General features: G+C 32.8%; 20 protein-coding genes. 14 read left to right on the top strand and 6 right to left on the bottom strand.

Features of this window, described 5'->3' with window-relative positions; all coding sequences use genetic code 11:
- Positions 1 to 14: 14 nt before the first annotated feature.
- From NG655_RS00355 to NG655_RS00335, 6 genes are all read right to left on the bottom strand, one after another.
- Entirely contained in the window at positions 15 to 827 is an 813-nt protein-coding gene (locus NG655_RS00355) for a glycoside hydrolase family 16 protein (protein WP_252157363.1), read from the bottom strand.
- 86 nt (positions 828 to 913) lie between these two features.
- Positions 914 to 2374, bottom strand: coding sequence for a hypothetical protein (locus tag NG655_RS00350; RefSeq protein WP_252157362.1), 1461 nt, complete (start codon positions 2372 to 2374; stop codon positions 914 to 916).
- Between the two features lie 279 nt (positions 2375 to 2653).
- The gene (locus tag NG655_RS00345; RefSeq protein ID WP_252157361.1) at positions 2654 to 5440 is read right to left on the bottom strand and encodes a helix-turn-helix and ligand-binding sensor domain-containing protein; all 2787 of its coding nucleotides are present in this window, start codon (positions 5438 to 5440) and stop codon (positions 2654 to 2656) included.
- A gap of 100 nt (positions 5441 to 5540) precedes the next feature.
- Complete coding sequence (locus NG655_RS09420) at positions 5541 to 5675, bottom strand: hypothetical protein (RefSeq protein ID WP_272876329.1); 135 nt, start codon at positions 5673 to 5675, stop codon at positions 5541 to 5543.
- A 9-nt stretch (positions 5676 to 5684) separates the two neighbouring features.
- Positions 5685 to 6398: a pirin family protein gene (locus tag NG655_RS00340; protein ID WP_252157360.1), complete on the bottom strand. Its 714-nt coding sequence runs from the start codon at positions 6396 to 6398 to the stop codon at positions 5685 to 5687.
- Between the two features lie 75 nt (positions 6399 to 6473).
- Positions 6474 to 6698: a hypothetical protein gene (locus NG655_RS00335; RefSeq protein ID WP_252157359.1), complete on the bottom strand. Its 225-nt coding sequence runs from the start codon at positions 6696 to 6698 to the stop codon at positions 6474 to 6476.
- Positions 6699 to 6936: 238 nt separating this feature from the next.
- On the opposite strand from NG655_RS00335, the gene NG655_RS00330 reads away from it, so the two are divergent.
- From NG655_RS00330 to pseI, 14 genes are all read left to right on the top strand, one after another.
- Positions 6937 to 7353 carry a DUF2147 domain-containing protein gene (locus NG655_RS00330; RefSeq protein WP_252157358.1) on the top strand — a complete coding sequence of 139 codons (417 nt, stop codon included), beginning with the start codon at positions 6937 to 6939 and terminating at the stop codon, positions 7351 to 7353.
- A 110-nt stretch (positions 7354 to 7463) separates the two neighbouring features.
- Positions 7464 to 8741: a D-alanyl-D-alanine carboxypeptidase gene (locus NG655_RS00325; protein ID WP_252157357.1), complete on the top strand. Its 1278-nt coding sequence runs from the start codon at positions 7464 to 7466 to the stop codon at positions 8739 to 8741.
- A gap of 328 nt (positions 8742 to 9069) precedes the next feature.
- The gene (locus NG655_RS00320; protein ID WP_252157356.1) at positions 9070 to 11319 is read left to right on the top strand and encodes a beta strand repeat-containing protein; all 2250 of its coding nucleotides are present in this window, start codon (positions 9070 to 9072) and stop codon (positions 11317 to 11319) included.
- Positions 11320 to 11399: 80 nt separating this feature from the next.
- Complete coding sequence (locus tag NG655_RS00315; RefSeq protein ID WP_252157355.1) at positions 11400 to 13721, top strand: O-antigen ligase family protein; 2322 nt, start codon at positions 11400 to 11402, stop codon at positions 13719 to 13721.
- A 55-nt stretch (positions 13722 to 13776) separates the two neighbouring features.
- Entirely contained in the window at positions 13777 to 14289 is a 513-nt protein-coding gene (locus NG655_RS00310) for an ArsR family transcriptional regulator (protein WP_252157354.1), read from the top strand.
- Positions 14276 to 15673, top strand: coding sequence for a nucleotide sugar dehydrogenase (locus NG655_RS00305; protein ID WP_252157353.1), 1398 nt, complete (start codon positions 14276 to 14278; stop codon positions 15671 to 15673). The genes NG655_RS00310 and NG655_RS00305 overlap by 14 nt, the downstream gene beginning before the upstream one ends.
- Complete coding sequence (locus tag NG655_RS00300) at positions 15670 to 17412, top strand: ABC transporter ATP-binding protein (RefSeq protein ID WP_252157352.1); 1743 nt, start codon at positions 15670 to 15672, stop codon at positions 17410 to 17412. Before NG655_RS00305 ends, NG655_RS00300 begins: the two co-directional genes overlap by 4 nt.
- Before the next feature lie 2 nt (positions 17413 to 17414).
- Complete coding sequence (gene pseB / locus NG655_RS00295) at positions 17415 to 18425, top strand: UDP-N-acetylglucosamine 4,6-dehydratase (inverting) (protein WP_252157351.1); 1011 nt, start codon at positions 17415 to 17417, stop codon at positions 18423 to 18425.
- A gap of 2 nt (positions 18426 to 18427) precedes the next feature.
- Complete coding sequence (pseC, locus tag NG655_RS00290) at positions 18428 to 19588, top strand: UDP-4-amino-4,6-dideoxy-N-acetyl-beta-L-altrosamine transaminase (RefSeq protein ID WP_252157350.1); 1161 nt, start codon at positions 18428 to 18430, stop codon at positions 19586 to 19588.
- Complete coding sequence (locus tag NG655_RS00285) at positions 19581 to 20444, top strand: aldo/keto reductase (RefSeq protein ID WP_252157349.1); 864 nt, start codon at positions 19581 to 19583, stop codon at positions 20442 to 20444. Before pseC ends, NG655_RS00285 begins: the two co-directional genes overlap by 8 nt.
- On the top strand, positions 20432 to 21196 hold the full coding sequence (locus NG655_RS00280; protein ID WP_252157348.1) for a glycosyltransferase family protein: 765 nt from the start codon (positions 20432 to 20434) through the stop codon (positions 21194 to 21196). Before NG655_RS00285 ends, NG655_RS00280 begins: the two co-directional genes overlap by 13 nt.
- 1 nt (position 21197) lies before the next feature.
- The gene (locus NG655_RS00275; protein ID WP_252157347.1) at positions 21198 to 22505 is read left to right on the top strand and encodes an aminotransferase class III-fold pyridoxal phosphate-dependent enzyme; all 1308 of its coding nucleotides are present in this window, start codon (positions 21198 to 21200) and stop codon (positions 22503 to 22505) included.
- A 15-nt stretch (positions 22506 to 22520) separates the two neighbouring features.
- Positions 22521 to 23534 (top strand): GNAT family N-acetyltransferase, encoded by a 1014-nt coding sequence (locus NG655_RS00270; RefSeq protein WP_252157346.1) that lies wholly within the window; start codon positions 22521 to 22523, stop codon positions 23532 to 23534.
- Complete coding sequence (gene pseI, locus NG655_RS00265; RefSeq protein WP_252157345.1) at positions 23521 to 24555, top strand: pseudaminic acid synthase; 1035 nt, start codon at positions 23521 to 23523, stop codon at positions 24553 to 24555. Before NG655_RS00270 ends, pseI begins: the two co-directional genes overlap by 14 nt.
- Positions 24556 to 24565: the final 10 nt, after the last annotated feature.

The following is a 24565-nucleotide window of genomic DNA, read 5'->3' as shown; positions in this document are numbered from 1 at the left end:
TTATTAGGTTGGATTTATTTGTAAACTCTTACGTAGTCGATTTCCATAACACTTTCTGTAAAATCACTCGGAATATCGCCTCCTAAAGTTCCTCCCATTGCAACATTCATGATTATAAATTGAGCTTCATCGTAAGGCCAATTTGCACTGTTTTTGTCAGGGGGACTATAGGTGTAGTACACTGTTCCGTCAACAGAGAATTCAATTTTATCTCTTGTCCAGTTCATCCCGTACACATGAAATTCACTAGTAGAATTGGGAAGACTTTTTTCTCGTACGTTTCTAGTATTACCAGAGCTTGAGTCGTTGTGCAATGCAGATGAAATTCTTGTTTTATCCCATCCTTTTTGTTCCATAATATCAATTTCCCCACATGCTGGCCATCCTACTGTTGGAAAGTTAGCTCCAAGCATCCAAAGTGCAGGCCATGTACCTGCAGAAGCTGGTAACTTTGCCCGTACTTCAACTTTTCCGTATGTAAAGAAATATTTTCCTTGGGTTTTTAATCTTGCAGAAGTATAATTTGATCCGTTGTAATTTTCTTTTCTAGCGGTTATTGAAAGAATTCCATCTCTAACAGCTGCATTTTGAGTTCTATCCGTATAAAATTGAACTTCATTATTACCCCAACCATTATTACCAATATCATAAGTCCATTTGGAGCTATTTGGTGATCCATTGTCATTGAATTCATCAAACCAAACTAAGGTGTCATTCAATTGTTCTTGATCGGGATCAAACGGCACTGGATCATCTCCTTCAGAACTACAGGAAGCTAATAGCAAGACGACCAGTAAATTAGGTATTATTCTATTTTTTACTTTCATTATGAATCGCGTATTAATTATATCAAATATACTTTTTTAACATAAAAAAACCCCCTTTTGAAAGGGGGTTTAGATAATAAGTATAATTAGTTTCCAGACCCCATAACGAAATCGTCGATGTAAGCCGTTACAGCTTCATTGTTGGCTTCTCCGTTAAACTGAACAACAACTCTACTGAAATTAGTTGCAGCTGCATGAGCAGAAAAATCAAACGTAAGGGTTTGCCAAGTGTCATAAGTGTAACTCTGTATAACAGATACTTGTCCATTCCAAGGTTCAGAACTAGTCTTGTCTTGAAGTTTCAACTCAAGTTGAGCTGGCGCAGTAAAAGCAGTTGATGGTGTAGGAACAAATACTTTTACAGTAATAATATTATTTGATGAAAGGTCAAAAGGTGTCAACACGTCAAAAGAAACATTTGCATATTGTCCAGCTCCATAATCTTCATATTTAGCAGCATTTGCAGATGTATTTATTCCTGTTGAACTTGGGTTAGCTTCCGTAATTAAATTAGCATCTCCAGAAAGAGTTCCTAGATTATTTGCATTCCAATCAATGTTTCCATTTCCTTCAAAATCATCAGAGGGGAGCGCACTAGTCGCTGGACAACCATCATTATCAACTTCTCCAGCATCATTTGGACAAGTGTCTACAGAGTCTACAACTGTATCTCCATCTGTATCTGGTATAGCAGTTCCATCGCTACCACCTGTAATATTATCAACGTAGTAAGTACCTGCAGTATTAGTTCCAAATCCAATAAAAAATACAACTTTATAGTAATTTCCAAGATCCGCTAGAGCAGCATCTCCATTAGGGTAACTATTTCTTCTGTTGTTTCCAAAGTCAAAAGACACAGTTTGCCATCCTGCTTCAGATGCGGTAACTTCAACTTCAACATCCAAAAATGCAGAGTCAGTAGTTGGTTGTCCCTCAAGTTTAGCTAAAAGAATAACGTCCTCAGCATTTTCTTGCCAAAAGTCCATTTTGACAACTTGGTTAGCAGATTCAGTCATGTTAATTGTCGTATTAGGAGCAAATATAAAAGCTTCATAAGCATCTCCTGTTGTAACAACTTGCCCTACATTAGATGAAGAGTTTGCTGCAGAAGCATCAGGGTTTGCTACTGCAGTAATTTCTGAAGATGCAGCAATTAAGGTAACATTATCGCTTCCTTCAAAATTAGCAATAGATCTTGGCGCAATATAATCTACTGTGTGGCTTTTTGTTAGTTCAACATCTAGAGCACCATTGGTGTTTTTAGCAATTACTTTAATCGTGTAAGTTGCAGCAGCTTCAGGATAAGAGCTAGTAACAGCGTCACCAGTTGTAGACACAAATGAAGTTGGTGCACCAACTGCATCAAAATATACTTCATAAGTAGCAGCTCCATTTGCAGTCGGTAATACGTCTACTTGAAGAGCGTCGTCTGCATTAGCTGTAATAGTAAAGTCAAGACCTGTGATCTCAACATCGTCATCCTTGCTACATGCTACAATAAATAGAATAGCAAATAGACTGTAAAATAATTTTTTAGTTAGGTACATAGTTTTAAATTGTTAGTTGTTATTTAAATGAATCAGACGAATGGCCTGAAACAATTTTTTTATGAATCTAAAACTAGTAATTTAATCTGGTAGAGATCCATAATTTAACTATACAAAAACTTTACTCAAATTTAAGTATATTGATTTTTTTAACTCCAAAAGAATGTTTTTAGTTATTTATATAAATATTTGATAAACAACTATATAAAGTTAATTATATGTTCTTTTTTTGTTAAATTGTATAGTTATTGTTAAGTAATATTTGTCAAAATATTACCTTTACAAAGTCATTATATAATCTACGATTCTTTGATCTCGGGTCAAATTCATCTTTTTTCTTAGTCTGTAGCGTTTAATTTCTACACTATGGACTGATATGTTGAGTAAAGGTGCAATTTCTTTCGAAGAAAGATTTAATCTTAAGAAAGCACAGAGTTTTAAATCGTTGTTTGTCAACTTTGGATGTTTATTCTTTACTTCTTTAAAAAAGTCTTTATCTGCGTTGTTAAAGGCATCTTCGAAAAACTCCCAGTCATCATTCTTTTTTAAATTTTTATTGATTTTTTTAATCAGTTTTTCCGCTTTTGGGTGGTCGCCCATCTCGGTCAAATCTTTTTTAATCTTATTCAGGAAGTCATTTCTTTTTAGAGTACTCATTGTTGCAATTGCAAGTTCTCTGTTTTTACTTTGAACATCGTTTTGAAGTTGCTCATTTTTAATTTTAATTAATTCCTTTTGATTTTCGAGTTCTATAAGCTCTGCTTTCCTATTATTTTTGATGATAATCTGCAGTTGTTCTTTTCTGTTTTTTCTTAAATAATATTCTCTGAACATTAATATGAATAAGAAAAAACTGACTACATAGATGCCGTTTGCAGTGTTAGACCAATACCATGGTGGGAGTATAGTTATTTTAGGGGAAGTTATTATTTCTGACACCTGTTCTCCTATTTTTGAGCGAACCTGGAATGTGTAGTTTCCAAAATTCAAATTTTCAAATTTTACAAAAGGATCTTCCTTCCAAGTACTCCATTCTTCTTGTTTCCCTAACAGTCTATATTGATAGCTCGTCGGATAGTATTTTTGATAGACATTGCTGCTGTATTCAAATGTTAAATTGTTTTCATCATTAGCAATCGTAGTTTCTTTTTCAAGTGATTTTGCGACTCCACTTTTCGATATTATAGCATCTAGCTTGATCTTAGAATCATAGTTTTTAATTTTTTCTAAATCAACTAAAACATAGCCTTCATTAGATCCAATTAAATACACGTTTTGTCTTACTGGAGCAATATGTTCAAAACCGGAGATACTTTTTCTATTTTTTTGATTTAGGTAAAAGGAGTTATGAATTAATTTTTTTCCAAAAACATCCTTTGTAAAATAATGCATTTTGTTTTTTGTTATGAACCAGAGTCTATTCTGATCGTCTGCAATCATTTTACCGGTATCATATTCATCTGGGTCTAGAAGTGAAGAAATCATATGGTCTTTGATGAATATGTTTTTATTAAAATCATATTTAAAAACCCCTTTTTTGTAATAATAATAGATGTCTTTATCAAATGAAGTTAAACCTGCGTTTACTCCTTTTTCCACAGTTCTCTCTTTCTTCTGACTGACTATCTTACTGTATGTTTTGTCAATTTTTAATTTAAAAACACCTTTGTATTCATGACCAACTAGGATTGTGTAAGGATCAACAAATTCAAATAAACGGGACGAAATATCAAAACCTTCAATTTTATTTTTGTACTTCCAAACGTTGTTTTTCTTTTCTAAAACATGTATTCCATTATAATTCCCTTGGAAAATTAAATTTTCATTTGTTGGGTGTTCCTTGAAAATCCAGGTACCACCAACAGTTCCAATTTTTCTAGCTTTGTTCTTGTTAATTACAAAAGTTCCTTTGTCTTGACCCGCAAATAAGGTGTTTTTTAATATTTGTAAATTCCACACTTGCCCAGAGGTTTCAGGTATTAGGGTGTAGTTGTTTTCGGTTTCTTTTTTAGAAAATAGTCCCCTGTTGGTTGCTAAATACTCATATCCATTTATTTTTCTGGATCCATAAACAGTACCTAATTCGTCCCAATGTTCCTTATACTCATAAAATGCTGCTGCATTGTTAATACAGTTAATTCCATTGTCAACGCCTATCCAAGTATTTTTTTGCTGATCTTCGAAAACACTTAGAGTGGTGTTATTTAATAATCCTCGAGTTTGATTCAGTCTTTGTACTACTTCTCCATCTTTGTTAAGTTCAAATAGACCATTGGCTATTGTACCAATTAGTAAGTTACCGCTAGCTAGTTTTTTTAAATCATAAAATGTGAACTTTGATAATTCTTCTTGAGCTTTTATTTCCCATTTTTTTATGTTTTTTAAATCAGTAAGATCATAAAATCCTGATTTATTGGTCACCGCTATTTTTTTAGATCCAATATTAAAAACACCCAGTACAATTTGCCCTTTAAATGTTGAGCGGCTATTGATCGGTCTTATTTCTCCTTTTTCGACTACCGAAAGACCATTTATTTCTTCAAATATATATAACTGATTATTCGATTTAAAAGACTTTAAAAGAGTTCCTTTGGGCTCGATAGTTTTGAAGGAATTGCTGTTAACGTCGACTATAATTAAACGGTCTAATGATTGAAAAACTACCAGTTCATTAAACTCAAGGATGTTCCAAAACTGTTCATCTTCAAGAATATCTATATTCAGTTGTTCGACTAGTGATTGGTAATATAAACTCCCATTTTCTTTTGGGAGCCAATATCCAAAATCCATATAGGTTCCCGTGTAAATTCTCTTTTTTACTTTTTTAACAGATCTAAATATAGTTCCGTTAGGACTTGGGTATAAATTCCATTTAGAACCATTAAACTCCAGGAGTCCTTTATTGTTTGCGAAGTAAATATTACCATTTTCACCTTGAGTAATCATCCAGTTTTGATTACCAGACCCTGTTTGTTGAGGACTAAATTTTTGTATAGGTGGAATTTCCTGACTTTTTAATAAAAACCCAGTAAATAAAAGTAGTATAATAACGGCTTTAAACCTCATAAGATGCTGAAATTGAATTCAATTTCCATCAAATATAATTTAATTAGGGTTAAGATTTTTCTTAAAGCAATTATTTTATAAACAAAAAATGTATAGTTTTCTAACGGATCATTTCTTTGATCACATCGATTGCAGTCATTATTTTAATCTTATGGACCGAATCTTTTACGTTGTTTGTTTCTACTTTTTCTATTAGAAGTTCTAATAATTCTGCTGCTGTTACTTTATTATCCATATCTTAATTTTAAAAGGTCATAGGAACTTCTATTAGAAATATTTTTGAGTTCATTCCTGGTTTAAGGGTGAGGGTTTGAGTGTCCCAAACTCCAAGAGCATCTCTTTTTGTTAGTGTCTTGTCATTGATTACTGTTTCTCCTTCAATTACAAAAACATAGACTCCGTTATTTGAATCTTTTAAGGTGTATGTTTTTTCTTTATTATCGTTAAACTCACCAAGATGCATCCATGCATTTTGATGGATCCATACACCAGCATCATCTGAATTAGGAGATAGTATTTGATAAAATTCATTATCATTCTTTAATTCTCTAATTGATAATTGCTCATACCTTGGAGTTACATTTTGTTTATTTGGAAAAATCCAGAGTTGTAATAGGTTAATTGGTTTATCCCTGTTTTTATTGTATTCACTGTGTTCAATTCCGCTTCCAGCACTCAATACTTGTATGTCACCTTCTTTAATAACCTCGGAATAGCCCATACTATCTTTATGTTCTAAATCACCTTTTAGGGGCAGTGTGATTATTTCCATATTATTATGTGGGTGCGTTCCGAAACCCATTCCAGCGGCTATGTCATCGTCGTTAAGTACGCGAAGTGCACCAAAATTCATTCGAGATGGATCGTAGTAGTTGGCAAAACTAAAGGAGTGGTTTGCATTTAACCAGCCATGGTTTTGATTCCCTCTAGTGTTTGCAGCGTGATATACTGTTTTCATAAAAACTTAACATTTGTAGGTACAAATATAAACCATTTAAAAGTTTCAATTCAATTTATTTATTGAAGCTGATGTTTATTTTTTTTTGCTTTTAATGATTCTTTGAAGCTCTTCGTTTTTTTTGTCAACCACTTCTTTTAATTTTCTAAGATATGCTTCGTCTTTTTCTTGACGAGCAATCTTTTTGTTCATCTCAAAGGTCATGTTTCGATAGTCTCTATAGGTTTTCACTAACAGTCCGATAATTATTACAGAAGCTGCTAAAATCACTAACCATTCTTCACTAGAATTAAAGTACATTGTTATGAGATTATTTTTTATTAAGTAAATAAACAGAAACTCCTATTAATAATATTCCAAGAGCCACATAGGGATAGTCTATATAACTCAGCATGGAATATACATATCCCGTTACCGAAAAACAGATTAACCCTAAGATTAATGGGATTGTTTTTATTATTTTTAGAAACATAATCTTTTTAAATTTGAATTTTCAATTTACAAAAAACAACCTTTATTTTAATTTTAATCCTGAAGTATGATTCTTTCTTTTTATTATGTTCTAATTTCTTTATTTATTCAAACTCCTAGTTTCGAAGGAAAATGGGTTTCTGTGGACGATGAAACAGGTCTTGAGAAGTCGATCATTAGCTTATATGTTGAAAATGAAAAGCTTTATGGCAGGATTGAAACCCTTTTACTTCCAGAAGATAAAGGTAAGTTGTGTGTGAATTGCCAAGGCTCTGAACTTAATACGCCTATTGAAGGTTTAGTTATACTAAAAGGCTTAACTAAAGACGGAGAGGAGTGGACTGGTGGAACTATTTTAGACCCCGCTAATGGTAAGGAGTATAGTTGTACATTATCTTTAAACGGACCCTCTGAACTGAATGTTCGTGGTTTTATTGGTTTCTCTTTCTTAGGGAGAACCCAAAAATGGAAACGATTTAAATAAGCTACATTTCAATTAAACTTACTCCTTTCATAAATTCATCAGCATATCGATCTCGGTTTAGTCAATCTTTTAAGTTTAAACATTAGGTGAGGAAATGTTATATTCGTTTAATGAAAAGTTATGTCCTTTTATGTAGTTTGTTATTTTCTATAACCGTTAGTGCTCAAAGAAAAGCTGAGCGTTGGATTGATGAAAATAAAGCATTGCAAGGAGCACAAGTTTCTGTAAGTGTTTTTGATTTAAAAAAACAAAAGTTTAAACTTACCTACCGTTCAGATAAAAATATTTTACCAGCTTCAACAATTAAACTGGTTACTTTTTTAGGTGCTTACCAAACGTTTGGGGATGAATTTCCGCTTTTACATTACCTAAAAGAAAATAATAGAATTTATTTTTGGTCTAGTGGACACCCATTAATTGGACATCCAAAATATAAATCGGCTACGGCACTTAATTTTTTGAAGAAACAGAAAGATTCTCTTTTTTTTATACCAAGACCTATTACCTCTCCAACGCAAGGAAAAGGATGGGCTTGGGATGATGAACGGTTTAGCTTTTCGGCAAAGAAGTCTAGTTTCCCAATTCACGGAAATCTTATTGAAATTATTTCTGACCCCAATACCGATGTTTTAAAGGTCAACCCTTCTTTTTTTAAAGATTCCATTTTCTATTCTAAAATAAATTCTGCTTATGATGTAAAAGTGAATGATTTCAAATACAAAATCAGTGCTGAAAAAGCGGATACACTTTATGTCCCTTTTGATCCTTCAACAGCAACAACTTTAAGGTTCTTAGAAAACGAAATTAAAAGACCTATATATACAGGTATAAAATCAGATATAAATAATCAAGACTACAAATCGTTATTTGATATTTCTGACGAGGTCTACAAGTCTCTTTTACACGAAAGTAATAATCAAGTATCGGAGTCTTTGTTGTTAATGATCTCCGGGACATTACAATGGGACTTTAATACAGAAACTGGAATAGAACACATTAAGAATAAGAATAGAGACCTAGCTACAGGAATTTCTCAAGTTGATGGTTCTGGATTGTCTCGTTATAATCTTATAACTCCAAAAGTCCTGGTAGAAGTTTTAAATAAAATATATTCAAGACTAGGTGATGCTGGGATAAAAAAATATTTTGCTCAACTTAATAAAGATGGAACTTTAAAAAAATATGTTGAAAAAGAAAAACAAGCTTTTAAAGTTTATGCTAAATCTGGAAGTTTAAGAAACAATCACATTTTGGCTGGATTTATTTATTCAAAGTCTAATCGACCCTATGCTTTTGTAATTTCAGTAAACAATTACAGGTCTGGTAAACAAGCTATTCAAAATACCATTACCAACAAACTAAAGGGATTATATGATAAACTTCGATAGTTAAGGTTAATAACACTGAGTGTTAATAAGTCTCCTCAGCTTTAGGTTAACTGCTGAGCATTTTCTCTTATATTTGTATCCAAATCGTTAAGAGCCTTGTAAAAAAGTCTTAAAAATCTTTAAAACCTCTGTTTTGATTCAGAGGTTTTTTTTTTACTTAATTCGAAAGAAATTCTTCCAAACCTTTTATTAGTAGGTTTTTTACTGCAATAAATTATTTTATTTTTTTACAAAAACTATTTGAAAGTTCAATTATATATTTATATTTGCAAACAAATGTTAATCTAAAAATAAAAGCATTATTAATTTTAATTTAAATTTTATCAAAATGAAAAAAGGTTTATTAAGTCTTTTGGCGGTTGCTCTAACGATAGTTAGCTGTCAAGATTATGATGATCAGTTTGCTGAGCTTACTGGTCTTGTTAACGATCTATCTACTGAAGTAGAAGGATTGACTCAGGTTCAGACACAGTTAAGCTCATTAAGCACAACTGTATCAGGACTTTCTTCAGCAATTGCTGCTATACCAACAACTGATTCAACAGCTGACCTAACTGGTTTAACTACTGATTTAGCTGCTGCTCAAACTGCAATCGACGCGATTACTGCTGCTTTAGCTGATGTAGCTGATGCTGCTGATTTAGCTGCTGTAGATGCGGCTATTGTTGCTCTTCAAGAAGATGTAAATACATTACTTGAAGCTGATGCTGTAATCAACCAAAATGTTACCATCAACAACTCTGCTACTCTAGAGTACGTTTCTACTTTAATTGCTCATGGCGAAGATGATCCTAACGTAATTGTTAACGGATCTGTTACAATAAACACTACAACATTTACTCCTGCTATTACCGAAGCTCAACTTGCTGAAGTAAATGCAATTGCAGCAAAATTAGCAACTGTTTTAGGATCAGGTTCAACTGATGAAGGTGTTACAGTAACTTCAGCTACTCCAATAACCTTTACTAATCTTTCATTTATTGATGATGATTATGTAGTTTCTGGAGCTGATATGGATGACGCTGCCCTAAGAACAGTATCAGGAGACGTTACTGCTTCGCATGGTGGAGCTCCTGTTGCATTCGATTACTCTCAACTTGCTTCTATTGGAGGTGACTTAGTTATTGCTGCTGCAGATGCTGCAACAGCTACTTCTATAAACTTGTCAGGTGTCGCAATTACTGGAACATTTGGTGAAGCTGGTCAATCTCCTGGGAATCTTACATTTGAAGGTGCAACAACTGTTGATTTAGGTACAGCTGGTTTTCATAAATTAACTGCTGCTAAAGCAACTTCTATTGTTTCTGGAATGACAACTACTGGTTCTCTTACCATCAACGCTACAAATGGTGGGACTATCGATATTAACTCACTTGAAGAAGTTACTGGAACTGGAGTTGTTGCTCTTACAGGTGCAACTACATCTGTATTCCATTTGGATGCTTTAACTGATGCTGATGGAACTATAACATCTACAGTTGCAGGTGAAGTACACCTTCCTGCATTAACTGCTCATGGTGCAATTGACATTTCTGCAACTGATGCTGTAGCTCTTACTTCTTTAGTAACTTCTACCGCTACTATTGATCTTGACACAACTCCTGCTGCTATCTTAACAAATTTTGCTGAAGCAGCTCATACTTTTACATGGAACATCGGAGTTATTAATTTACCAAACGTTAACTTAGAAGTTCCTATGTCAACTACTGCTACTGATGTAACAATTAAATCTTTTGATGCAATCGGTGATGTTGGCTCTACTGTTACAAAACTTGTTCTAACAGCACAAGATGCAGATGTTGCTGGTACAGATGCTGTTACTGACTTAAGTATCACAGCTGCTGCAGGTGCTGACGTAGATTATGCTTCTGCTGGTAACAATCTTGTTACAGTTAGTGTTGATGGAACTACTTTGAACACTTTCGGTACTCAAACTGCTCTTAAATCAATTGCTCTTGCTAATACTTCAACAAATACAATTGCAGCTGATACAGCCGTTTCAACAGTAACTCTTTCAGGGACCTTAGTATCTTTTACTTCTGATTCTACAACGTTAGCTGAATTTAATAATACTGCTACCTTCTTAGATAAACCAGGGAATACTGATACACCTATAAAAATTCATATTCACGATGCTCTTCTAACTTCTATCGATTTATCGTCTATGGAAAAAGTTGCAATTGTTGATATCCAAGACAATACTAATCTTACAACAGTAATTGCGCCAACTGGAGCTACAAATCTTTTAACTGCAAATGCAGGAGCAAGCTTTACAGTTAAAGGTAATTCACTTACAGCTACTTATACTAACTCAACCGCAGCATTTGCTGGAGATGGTATTAACCCTGCTACTCCTTATGCAGAGGCATGTATATACTCACCAAGTTTAGCTTCTTGGTTAGCTTATGCTACAGCTGTTCTTACAACGAATGCTACTGTAACTCTTGATTTGGATTATTCAAATCCACAAAGTTTTGATGATGATTGTACTGATGATACTACTGATACTCATGGTGGTGTAGGTACAGTTGACACTCTTGCTGAGTTACAACTATTCCAAGCTACACCTTGTTCTTAATTATAGAATTTAATCTCTATATATTTAAAAACCCTCGCTATGCGAGGGTTTTTTTATATATTTGATTTTAAATTTTACTTATGAAGCTCTATAACCACTTACCTAATTATATCCTACTTGTATTATATATCATTACGGGCTCTTTAAGCAACTTTAAAGCGATTGATATTTTAGCCCCACAATGGATTTATTTAGGCGCAATAAATATCTTATCCTGTATTTATTTTCTTTTTTTTAATCATTCAAGTGCACAACAAGGTTTAAGTAAATTATCGAAGTCAGTCTTCATTTTTATTTATTTATTTTATTTTATTTGGTCAGGGTTATCTTATTTCTATGCGATTAATCCGACCGAAACACTTCTAAATATTCCTCGAATTGGGAATACTTTCTTTGCTGTTCTTTTTTGTTTTCTCCTGCTCAATACACTTGAAAACAAAGTGGTTTTGATCAGCAGAATATTCATCGGATTTTTATCTTTTGAATTAATTTCTTTTTACGGGGATTTTCTAACTCAATTAGATTCAAAATCTTTCGATGCAATGTCTCTTAAAGGAGTCGCGGGTAACAAAAACATCACAGCTGCATCCATTGCCTTCAAGGTTCCCTTCGTATTATATTCAATTGTTACTATTGGAAAGCGATCTCTTAAAATCATTTTAAGCATCCTTCTTTTATCTTCCTTATTTGCAATTTCAGTACTTTATGCTCGAGCTGCTATACTCAGTAGTTTCATTGTGTTTCTTGTATTCCTAGTCTATAGTCTTTATAATCTATTTTCTAATCGTTCCGATCTGAAGAAAAGTTTATTAAACGTTACCCTAACTTTAGCCCCTTACGTACTTGCAGTAATTATTAATATTTCTTTTACCAATTCACAAAAAAAAGGAGATATTACAAGTCAGTTAGGCGATATTGAATTTACAGAACAATCTTCCAATGGTCGTTTTCAATACTGGTCCGATGCTTACGAACATATTGTTGCTAATCCAGTTTTAGGAGCTGGTTTAGGAAATTGGAAAATAGCTTCCATATCCTACGGGAAGGATCATGTTAAAGGATATACAGTTCCTTATCACGCACACAACGATTTCATTCATGTATTCGCTGAAGTTGGAATTATTGGTGGTATCGCTTATTTAAGCTTATTCATTCTTTCCACATTTTTCTTATTTCGTTTAATATATGTTCAGCGAAAAGAAGATGGAAACACAGACTTTTCCCTGTTTTTATTAGTGCTTCCTTTTATTGTTTATGGAATTGATGCTGGACTTAACTTCCCAGTTGCAAGACCGCTGATGCAATCTGCATTAGCATTATATATGGGTCTTTTATTATCCATTTATTTAAATCGTTTTGTAGCAAAGGATTTAAAACCCATTAAACCACTCTTATCAAAATTGATTTTAGGACTCTCTTTACTTTTATTAATTCCAGGAATAATAATCCATATCTTATCTTACAATTCTCTTACTCAACAAGGACGTCTTTTATATGAGTTCAACAACGGTTCCTATAAATTAACCCTTGCAGAATTAGAACAAATCGAAGATGATTTTCCAAACTTAACCGAAACAGCAATGCCAATTAAGGCAATGAAAGCGCGTTATTTTTACTTAAACAATCAAAAAGAAAAAGCTCATAAATATGCTTTGTTGGGAGCAAAGGATAATCCTCAAATATATTTCGGAGAGAGTTTAAAATCTCAATTCTTTTTTCAAGAACGTCAACTCGACAGTGCATACCATTATTCGAAGCTAGCTTTCGAAAACCTTCCTAATAATATGCCTCATTATAATTTGTACATGAATTCTTTAGTAGCCAGAAAGGATATTACAGAAATAAATAAAACATTTGAATATGTTCGGTCTTTAGGAGGAGATACCGAAATATTGTGGTCTATATATTTAACATCACTAGCACAAGTTACCGCGCTTGGGGATTCATTTGCTATGAATAAAGCTTACGAAGCTTTTAAGCTTTACCCAAAAAGCGATAAAATATTCAATCTCTACAAAATCATGACCTACGGCCAAAAACGAATGGTCGAGGCAGAGCAGTTATACAAACAAGCAAATGAATTATATCAAGCCAAAAATTTTGATGAGGCTTTCGATTTGTTTAAAAAAGCATTTGATCTAGATCCGTTAGAATATACCTATGCATTAAATTCAGGATATGCACTTTATGAAAACGGAAAATACAATGAAGCGATTGCTCAATTACAAATGGCTTTAAACTCACATAAACCTACTATTATAGAAAAGGCACTGCGACATATTGGTTTGTCTTATTATAGAATAGGCAATCAAGTAGATGCATGTTCAACCTTTAGAAAGCTTTTAAATACCTATCCTAAAAGGATGTATCGTCAAGAGTTACAAAAATATTGCAGTAATTAAGTTGCAAAATGTTTTAAAATCAAGTACATTTGTTACTTAGATTAAAACATTTATAGTGCTTAATAAACTGATTACATCCAAAACCCGCCTTCGTCTATTGATCAAATTCTTCATCAATCAGGCGAATAGTGGGTATTTGAATGGTTTAGCATCAGAATTTAATGAATCTACAAACTCAATTCGTAAAGAACTGAATCATCTATCCGAAGCAGGATACCTTCAAAAATATAAAGACCATAATAAAGTAGGCTATAAAGCCAATACAGGGCACCCGCTGTTCGATATGCTTCAAAAGGTAGTTCACAAACACCTTGGGCTAGAAGAGATCGTAGAGCGTGTTTTAGAGCGAATGGGTCCAGTTCAAAAGATATTATTAGTCGGAGATTATGCCGAGGGTTTAGATTCCGGAACCATAGACGTTGTTTTAATCGGAAATAAACTCAACACAGAATATATTGAAGCTCTAGAAGAAAAAATAGAAGGTGTAATAGATCGCAAAGTAAATTTTTATTTGGCCTCTAAACCCAACCCAAACCAAAAACACATTGTGCTATATGAAAGTCACTAATATTTGTTGTATAGGAGCAGGTTATGTCGGAGGACCAACAATGGCTGTAATTGCTCTTAAATGCCCCGATATAAAAGTAACCGTTGTTGATTTAAATCAGCAACGAATAGAAGCTTGGAATTCCGATGATCTGGATCAACTTCCTGTTTACGAGCCTGGATTAAAAGAGGTAGTGAAAGAGGCAAGAGGAAGGAATTTATTTTTTTCTACCAATGTTGAAAAAGCGATCGAGGAATCTCAGATGATATTCATGGCGGTTAATACACCAACGAAGACCTATGGAGAAGGAAAAGGTTTTGCAGCTGATCTTACTTTTGTGGAAAAATGTGCCCGCCAAATAGGAGAAATATCTACCTCCGATAAAATTGTAATTGAAAAGTCTACCCTCCCAGTTCGAACTGCAGAAAAAATAAAAGAAGTGCTCGGATCAAATACCAAAGGTGTAAATTTTGAGGTTCTCTCCAATCCAGAATTTTTAGCCGAAGGGACAGCCATTCAAGATTTATTTAAATCCGACAGAGTACTTATTGGAGGAGATGATACCGAACGTGGAAAAGCTGCAGTAGCTGCTTTGGTTTCAATTTATTCTAATTGGATTCCAAAAGAAAAAATACTAACCACTAATGTATGGTCTTCAGAACTTTCAAAGTTAGCCTCCAATGCAATGCTCGCTCAAAGAATATCTTCTATAAATAGCTTATCTGCTCTATGCGAAGAAACAGGTGCAAATATTGAAGAGGTTTCAAAAGCAATTGGAATGGATACTAGAATTGGATCAAAATTCTTAAAAGCATCCGTAGGTTTTGGAGGAAGCTGTTTTCAAAAAGACATCTTGAATCTTGTTTATTTATGTAAACATTATGGGTTAGAGGAAGTGGCGGAGTATTGGCATCAAGTTGTTAAGATAAACGATTATCAAAAAAACCGATTTGCTAAAAAAATAATTACGGGATTAAACGGAACCGTCAATCAGAAAAAAGTTACCCTTTTAGGCTGGGCTTTTAAAAAAGACACGAACGATTCCAGAGAATCTGCAGCAATTTATGTTGCCGATATTCTACTAGAAGAAGGGGCAGAACTTCATGTTTATGATCCTATGGTAAAGGAAGCTCGAATTCATCAAGATCTTACTATTCTTTGGGAGGCTCGAAATGAGTCTAATAAAGAAATTGAGTCCAAGCTAAACCGCTGTGTTGTTCATGAAGAACACACCCAAGCTCTAGATAGTTCTTTTGCGGCAGCAATTCTAACCGAATGGGATGAGTTTAAATCTTACGATTGGAATGCTATTGCTGAAAAAATGATGCAGCCAGCAAAGCTTTTTGATGGGAGGAATGTTTTGCAAGAAAATGAAATGTTCAATCAATATTGTATTGGAAAATGAAAACTTCTAATAAAATAAATACATTAATCTCGTCAAGAGAGAAAAATAAAGGATTACTGTTATCTTTTCTTTTGCTTATTGGAATGGTGTTCGAAGTATTAGGTATAGGAGTATTATTACCAATATTAACTGCAGTTCTCAATCCCGAAGTATTATTTGAGAATGAAATAACAAAATCTATTTTAGAAACCTTAGAAATTAAGGACAAAGATTTAATTGTAAAAGTGTCATTAGGATCTTTAATGTTAGTATATTTTTTAAAGAGTATTTACCTAGTTTTCTTAAGTTTTTATCAAAATAGATTTACTTCCAATTTAACTTCAAACCTAAGCAATAAACTTTTTGACAAATATCTTAAACAAAGTTATTCTTTTCATATAAATAGAAACTCATCAACATTAATAAAAAATATACAGATAGAATTAAATAATTTTTCAAATTACTTGATTTCAATAATTAGCCTAATAACCGAGTCAACTTTAGCTTTTTCAGTCGTTATTACTCTGTTTTTTTTAGAGCCTTTGGCAACAATTTTGGTTTTATTATTGTTCGGAATTGCTGCTTTGTTTTTTTACCAAATTACAAGGAGAGTTACAACTAGATGGGGTCAAATGAGAGAAAAAATTGATTCTAAAACTTCTAAAATAGTTGTTGAAGGGCTTTCAGGAATTAAAGAGGTTATTTTATTAAGGAAACAGTCTTTTTTTCAAAATCAACTGGAAAAAAACAATTCAAAGAAAGCAATAATTACTTCTAAAGTGCTAACTTTAAGACAAACACCCCGTTATTTTTTAGAGCTATTATCAGTTTTTTCTTTAATTGTTTTCGTTTTTTTGATGTTAATACAGAACAAAGACATTGAAAGCGTTATTGTTACACTTGGTGTTTTTGTTGCGGCAACTTTTAGGATACTACCCTCAATAAATAGAATTTTAAGTTCATTACAAAATATTAAATATTACCAATCTTCAATAGATGTTTTATATGAAGAATTAAAGTCAACTAATGATTTTGATTATTTTCACAATAATAGTAATGACAGGTTAATTTTAAACAAATTAATAGAAATACAAAATTTATATTTTTCTTATCCTGGGACTGAGTTATCTATTTTAAATAATGTTTCGTTAAAGATAAAAACAGGAAGTACAATTGGAATTATTGGAGAATCAGGATCAGGAAAAAGTACTTTAGTAAATATTCTAGTCGGTCTTTTAAAACCTTCAAGTGGTAAAATTTTAATAGATAACAATTTGGATATTTATGATGATCTTGATTTGTGGAAAAATTCGATTGGTTATGTTTCTCAAGATGTTTATCTTTCTGATAATAGTATATTAATGAACATAGCATTTGGAGTTGAAAAAGAATCTATTGATTTAGAATTAATTGATAAAGTTATAGAGCAATCTAAACTTGCAGAACTTATAGAACGTTTGCCAAAAGGATATGATACAAATGTAGGAGAAAGAGGAGTCCAGCTTTCTGGAGGTCAAAGACAAAGAATTGGTATTGCCCGTGCTTTATACAGAAAACCTAACATTCTTGTTTTAGATGAGGCCACTAGTTCTCTTGATGTTAAAACAGAAGAAAACATTATGCGATCTGTAGATAACCTTAAGGGTCAAATGACAATAATAATTGTTACACATAGACTAGTAACTTTAAAAAATTGTGATGAAATATTTTCAATTAAAAGGGGCAAGCTAAGTAAAGAAAATAACATTAAAATAAATTAAACGTGCTGAATAATAAATCATTATTAATAACAGGAGGGACAGGTTCTTTGGGAAAAGCTTTAGTCAAAAGAATTATTAAAGATTATCCAAATATAAAAAGGCTTGTTGTGTTTTCTAGAGATGAGCAGAAGCAATTCCAGATGGAAAAGGAATTTCCTTTAAGAAGATATCCCTTCTTAAGATATTTCATTGGAGATATAAGAGATGAAAAAAGAATAAAAACAGCCTTGAATGGAATTGAATATGTTATTCATGCAGCTGCTATGAAACATGTACACATTGCAGAATATAATCCAATGGAGTGTATTAAGACAAATGTTTTAGGAGCAGAAAACTTAATCAATGCATGTTTAGAAGAAGGTGTTCAAAGAGTTGTAGCATTGTCTACAGATAAAGCTGCCGCACCAATTAATCTTTATGGTGCAACCAAACTTACTTCGGATAAACTTTTTATAGCGGCAAATAACATTCGAGGAAAAAATACAATAAACTTTTCTGTTGTTCGATATGGAAACGTAATGGGATCAAATGGTTCGGTAATACCTTTTTTCTTAAAAAAGCGTGCAGAGGGTGTTCTTCCAATTACTGACCCAAGAATGACGCGTTTTAATATATCGTTATCAGAGGGTGTTGATATGGTTTTACATGCACTAGATAGTGCTTGGGGAGGTGAAATATTTATTCCAAAAATACCTTCTTATAAGATTGTAGATGTTGCTGAAGCAATTGGACCTGATTGTAAACAAGAAATTATTGGGATTCGACCCGGAGAAAAAATACATGAAGAAATGATAACAGAACCTGATTCTTTCTCTACATATGATCTAGGAAAGTATTATGTGATTTTACCCCAGTTACCTATGTTTAACTTAAATGAATTTATTTCACACTTTTCAGCGAAGAAAGTAAAAGAAAACTTTTCTTACAATTCGTTTAAAAATGAAGATATGTTGACGGTTTCTGATATTAGAAAGTTAATAAAGCAGAATCTTAATCCTAATTTTGATTTATAAGGATGAAAAAAATTCCCTATGGTAAACAGCACATTTCTGAGCTTGATATTCAAGCTGTGGTTTCTGTTTTGCAAAATGATTTTCTGACTCAAGGGCCAAAAGTAAAAGAGTTTGAAGAAAAATTCGCATCCTATGTTGGATCGAAATATGCAATTGCAGTATCTAATGGAACAGCTGCTTTACATCTTTCTGCTTTAGCATTAGGAGTTCAGAAAGGGAGTAGGGTTATAACCTCACCAATTACCTTTGCAGCATCAGCTAATTGTGTCCGATTTTGTGGTGGGATTATTGAATTTGCAGATATTGATCCAAATACACTTTGTTTAGATATTAATAAAGTTAGAGAAAAACTTGAAGCTGCACCCAAAGGGACTTATCAAGGCATTATACCAGTTGATTTTGCTGGATATGCAATAAACATGGAGGCTTTCAGAGAACTTGCAAACGAATACGGAATGTGGATTCTTGAAGATTCTTGCCATGCGCCTGGAGGGTTTTTTAATTCTCAAAATGGAGATAAGCAGAATTGCGGTAATGGTAAGTTTGCAGATGCGGCTATATTTTCATTTCATCCGGTTAAACATATTGCATGTGGAGAAGGTGGAATGATAACAACTAATGATCCTGCAATTTATAAAAAACTTCTTTCTTTAAGGTCTCACGGAATTACAAAAGATCCAAATGAATTAACCAAAATTGATGGAGGTTGGTATTATGAAATGCACCATTTAGGTTATAATTATAGAATGCCCGATTTACTTTGTGCACTAGGGATATCCCAATTAGATTATGCAGAAGAAAACTTAAAAAAACGGAAAGAAATTGCTGGCCGATATATCCAAGCCTTTGCAAATTTACCCATTACAATTCCAAAAAGCACTTTTGATTTGGGTCATGCATTTCACTTGTTTGTGATTCAAGTAAATGATCGAAAAGCACTTTATGATTATCTTAATACTAATGGTATTAGTCCTCAAATTCATTACATTCCAGTTCATAAACAGCCTTATTATGAAAGTCTTTATGGAGAACAAAGCTTTCAACACGCAGAAACCTATTACGAAAGTTGCTTGAGTATTCCAATGTATCCCTCACTTTCAGTTGAAGATCAAGAGTATGTAATTGCAATAATAAACCAATTTTATAAGCAAAGCCATGAGTAAAATCATTTTGGGAACGGTTCAGTTTGGCTTAGATTATGGAATCAATAATATGCTAGGAAAAACTCCAGTTGAAGAAATTCATCAAATTTTAGATTATGCATATTCTAAAGGGATTTCAACTTTAGATACTGCATCTGGATACGGAGATTCAGAAAAAATTATTGGGAACTATTTAACCGAAAATCCAGACAAAAAATTTGCGATAATAACCAAAGTTAATTCTTCAGGAAGTTTATTAGAGAAGCAGTTGAAAGAAAGTCTAAGCAGATTAAAACTTAAAAAAGTAGATGTATTAATGTTGCATTCTTTTGAATTATATCAAAAATTAAAACCTCAACTAAATATTTTTTGTAAAAAAAATAAAGGAAAACATTTTAATGAATTAGGAGTTTCCGTTTATACAAATGATGAGATTGAAGTGATTAATTCAGACCCTAATATTAATAGAATACAAACTCCTTTTAATCTTTTAGACAATGAAGTGAAAAGAAGAGAGAAATACACAAAAATTAAATCTACTGGAAAAGTAATTGACACACGTTCTGTTTTTTTACAAGGACTATTCTTTAAAGACACTAATAAATTGCCTGTTAACTTGGAACAGTTGAAGGGTCCTTTGGAAAAATTAAAAAGAATAGCAGACTCTGAATCTTTAAGTATGGAGGAATTAGCAATTGGATATGTATCATCTATGAATTTTATTGATAATATTTTAATTGGAGTAGATTCATTGGATCAGTTGAAAAAAAATATCAATGTTCTGTCAAATTCAATTTCAAAGGAATTAGTAGATGAGATTAATTCCATTTCAATTCAAAACACAAATCTTTTAAATCCTTCGCTGTGGAAAATATAATTATAATAACACAAGCAAGAATTGGAAGTACCCGCTTACCTTCTAAAGTTCTAAAAGAAATTGAGGGTAAATCATTACTTCAAATACATTTGGAACGTCTTAAAAAATCAAAGTATGGTAATAATATAATTGTTGCAACAACATTCGAAGATGGAGTTGAAAAAATAATTAAGATTGCCAAGTCTGTAGGGGTAAATTATTACCAAGGAGATACAAATGATGTATTGGATCGCTTTTATCATACTGCTAAAAACAGAAAACCAGATTTTATAGTTCGCGTTACTTCTGATTGTCCTTTAATAGATCCTACATTGGTAGATAAAGTAGTTCAATTAGCTGTAAATGAAAATTTGGATTACACCTCAAATATACTAATAGAAGCATATCCAGACGGTCAAGACGTAGAGGTGATTAAGTGGACAGCTTTGGAAAAATCTTGGATAGAAACGAAATTAAAACATGATAGGGAACATGTAACTCCATACATACGTAAGAACTCATCTTTTTTCGGGAAGGATCTTTTTAAATCAAAGAATTTAGATTCTTTACAAAACTATAACGAAGTTCGGATGACTGTAGATGAATCAGAGGATTTTGAGGCCATAAGAACCTTAATGGTTAATTTGGGAATGGATGAAAATTGGAAAATCTATGCAGACTTTATACGAAACAATCTGAATTTGTTTTCTAATCAAAAAATCAAAAGAAATGAAGGTTTTTTAATTTCGAAAGCGACTAATATTATAAAGTAAAATGGGGAAAGGTCAGAACTTATATAAACGAGCTAAAAAAATTATCCCAGGAGGAACGATGCTTCTTTCTAAGCGCCCTGAAATGCATTTGCCTGAAAATTGGCCGGCCTATTATTCTAAAGCAAAAGGTTGTGAAGTTTGGGATCTTGACGGTAAAAAATACATAGACGTTAGTATAATGGGCATAGGAACCAACACATTGGGATATGCACATAAAGAAGTAGATGAAGCTGTTCTAAATACGATTAAACATGGTAATATGAGTACGTTAAATTGCCCAGAGGAGGTTTTTTTAGCAGAAAAATTAATTGAAATCAATCCGTGGGCAGAGATGGTTCGATTTGCTCGAACTGGCGGTGAGGCGAATGCCGTTGCAATTCGAATAGCAAGAGCAGCATCAGGGAAAGATAATGTAGCTATTTGTGGGTATCATGGCTGGCATGATTGGTATTTATCGGTAAACCACAATAATCAAGATGATCTATCGTCTCATTTATTACCTGGTTTAAGCCCAAAGGGTGTCCCAAAAAATTTAAAAAATTCTACCTTTCCATTCGAGTATAATGACTACGAACAATTAGAAACATTGGTTAAGGAAAAAAACATTGGGGTAATTAAAATGGAGGTTCAGCGTAATTTTGGACCAAAGGATAATTTTTTACAAAAAGTAAGAAAATTAGCTACTAATAACCAAATTGTTTTAGTTTTTGACGAGTGCACTTCTGGTTTTCGCGAAACTTATGGCGGAATACATAAAAAGTATGGTGTAGAACCCGATGTTGCAATGTATGGAAAAACTCTCGGAAACGGATATGCAATTACTGCTGTAGTTGGTAAAAGATCAGTCATGGAAGCTGCACAAAATACATTTATAAGTAGTACTTTTTGGACAGAACGAATTGGACCTACAGCTGCTTTAAAAACACTTGAAGTAATGGAAAACATTAAATCCTGGGATGTGATAACTTCAATAGGCGAAAGTGTTCAAAAGCAATGGGCTAAATTGTCATCACTCCATAAAGTCAATATTGATATCACTGGAATTCCTTCTCTTTCAAGTTTTACTTTTAGAAGTCCAAACCATCAGGCTTATAAAACATATCTTACGCAAGAAATGTTAAAAAAAGGTTTCTTAGCAGGGAATTTATTTTATGCGTCTATAGCACATGAAGATAAATATTTGGAGAATTATTTTACTGAATTAGATGCAATATTTGAAAAAATAAAAAAATTTGAAGCAGATGAACTCCAGGTATCCGATTTCTTAGAAGGACCAATTGTACACAATGGATTTAAAAGATTAAATTAAGAGTTAATCATGAATATGGAAATAACATATAAGTGTCTTAATAAGCAAATCTATACCGATGCAGAATTCTCATTGGTACCTATTCGATGGGAAGATAGGTATAAAATTATGCAATGGCGGAATGAGCAGATATTTCATTTACGCCAAAATAAAAAATTAACGGTTGAAGAACAAGATGCCTATTTCGAAAATGTAATTTCTAATCTCTTTGAACAAGAGCAACCCGATCAGATATTATTTTCAATGTTGCAAGGAGAAACTTGTATCGCCTATGGTGGTTTGGTTCATATTGATTGGAAAGATAAAAATGCTGAAATTTCATTTGTAATGAATACGAGTTTAGAGTCTGAAAAGTTTAATACTCTATGGAGTGTTTACTTGGAATTGATCGAAAAGGTTGCTTTTAGTGAAATTAGATTAAATAAAATTTTCACTTACTCATATGAAGTTCGTCCAAAACTCTATCCTATTCTATACCAGGCAGGTTTTATTGAGAAAGAGAGGGTTTTAGGGGTAATAAAACTAAATAATAAGTCAATTGATGGGCTAATTCACATGAAGAGAAAAGGGGATTTGTCTTATAGGCCTGTTGAATATTCTGACGTACAATTATTATTTGATTGGGCAACAGATTCCTCAACTCGGAATAATTCAATAAATTCAAAAGAGATAACTTGGGGTGAACACGTCAAATGGTTTAATAAAAAAATGAATGATTCTAAATCTACTATGTTTCTTTTCAAAAAAGAAAAGCCAGTGGGAGTATTGCGGTTAGACGAAGTAAATAGTCAGTTCCAAATCTCTTTTTCAGTTGATAGAAAACAAAGAGGGAAAGGTATAGGAAATCAAATGATTAGATTTATAATAAAGAAATTTCCAGAAAATGTTTTTTTAGCAAAGGTGCTTGAAAGCAATAGAGGATCTCACAGAATATTTTTAAAAAATAAGTTCATTGTTGACTCTGTTTCAAAAATAGGAAACAAAATTATAACAAATTACATAAAAGAAGAGTTTGATGGGAATTATTGATTTTTCAAATAGAAAGGATGTTCTTATTATTGCTGAACTTTCTGCAAACCACAAGGGTAGCTTAGATATAGCCATCGAGACTATTAGAGCCGCAAAAAGGGCAGGTGCTGACGCTATAAAACTTCAAACCTATACAGCAGACACGCTTACTATTGATAGCAAAAAAAATGATTTCATTATCAATAACGGATCCATATGGGATGGGAAAAATTTTTATGAATTATATCAAGAAGCTTATACTCCATGGGAGTGGCATTCAAAACTGTTTGAAGTAGCTAAAGAGGAGGGTTTGATGTGTTTTTCGTCTCCCTTCGATAAAACAGCTGTTGATTTTTTAGAAGAACTAGAAGTTCCATGCTATAAAATTGCTTCCTTTGAAATAACGGATATACCTTTGATAGAATACGTAGCTTCAAAGGGAAAACCTATTATCCTTTCAACGGGAATTGCTACTCTCGAAGATATCGAGCTTGCACTCAAAACCATTAGAAATGTAGGTAATAATGAAATAGCTTTATTAAAATGCACTTCAAGTTATCCAGCGCCACTGGAGGAGGCAAACTTGGTTATGATTGAAGACTTCAAAAACAGATTCGATGTGACTACCGGCTTGTCTGATCATACCCTAGGTTCTGCTGCAGCAGTTGTAGCTACTTGTCTTGGAGCTAAAATAATTGAAAAGCATTTTATCTTAAACCACTCTATTGGAGGGCCCGACGCTTCTTTTTCTTTAGATGAAAAAGAATTTACGCAAATGGTTCAAGAAATTAGAGCTGCTGAAAAATCAATTGGTAATGTAACGTACGAACTTACCGAAAAGCAAAAAGCAGGAAAAGCTTTCTCAAGATCTTTATACGTTGTTGAAGACATAAAAAAAGGAACCTTATTTACTGGAAGTAATATTCGATCCATACGACCAGGATTTGGACTACATCCTAAATATTTAAAATATTTAATAGGTAAAGAAGCAAGGAAAAATTTTACTAAGGGGGATAGATTAACTGAAAATGATTTAAAATAACACCTTGAAC

The sequence above is a fragment of the Candidatus Arcticimaribacter forsetii genome (assembly GCF_910589745.1).
Lineage (GTDB): Bacteria > Bacteroidota > Bacteroidia > Flavobacteriales > Flavobacteriaceae > Arcticimaribacter > Arcticimaribacter forsetii.
This window is presented reverse-complemented; position numbering and strand designations above follow the sequence as displayed.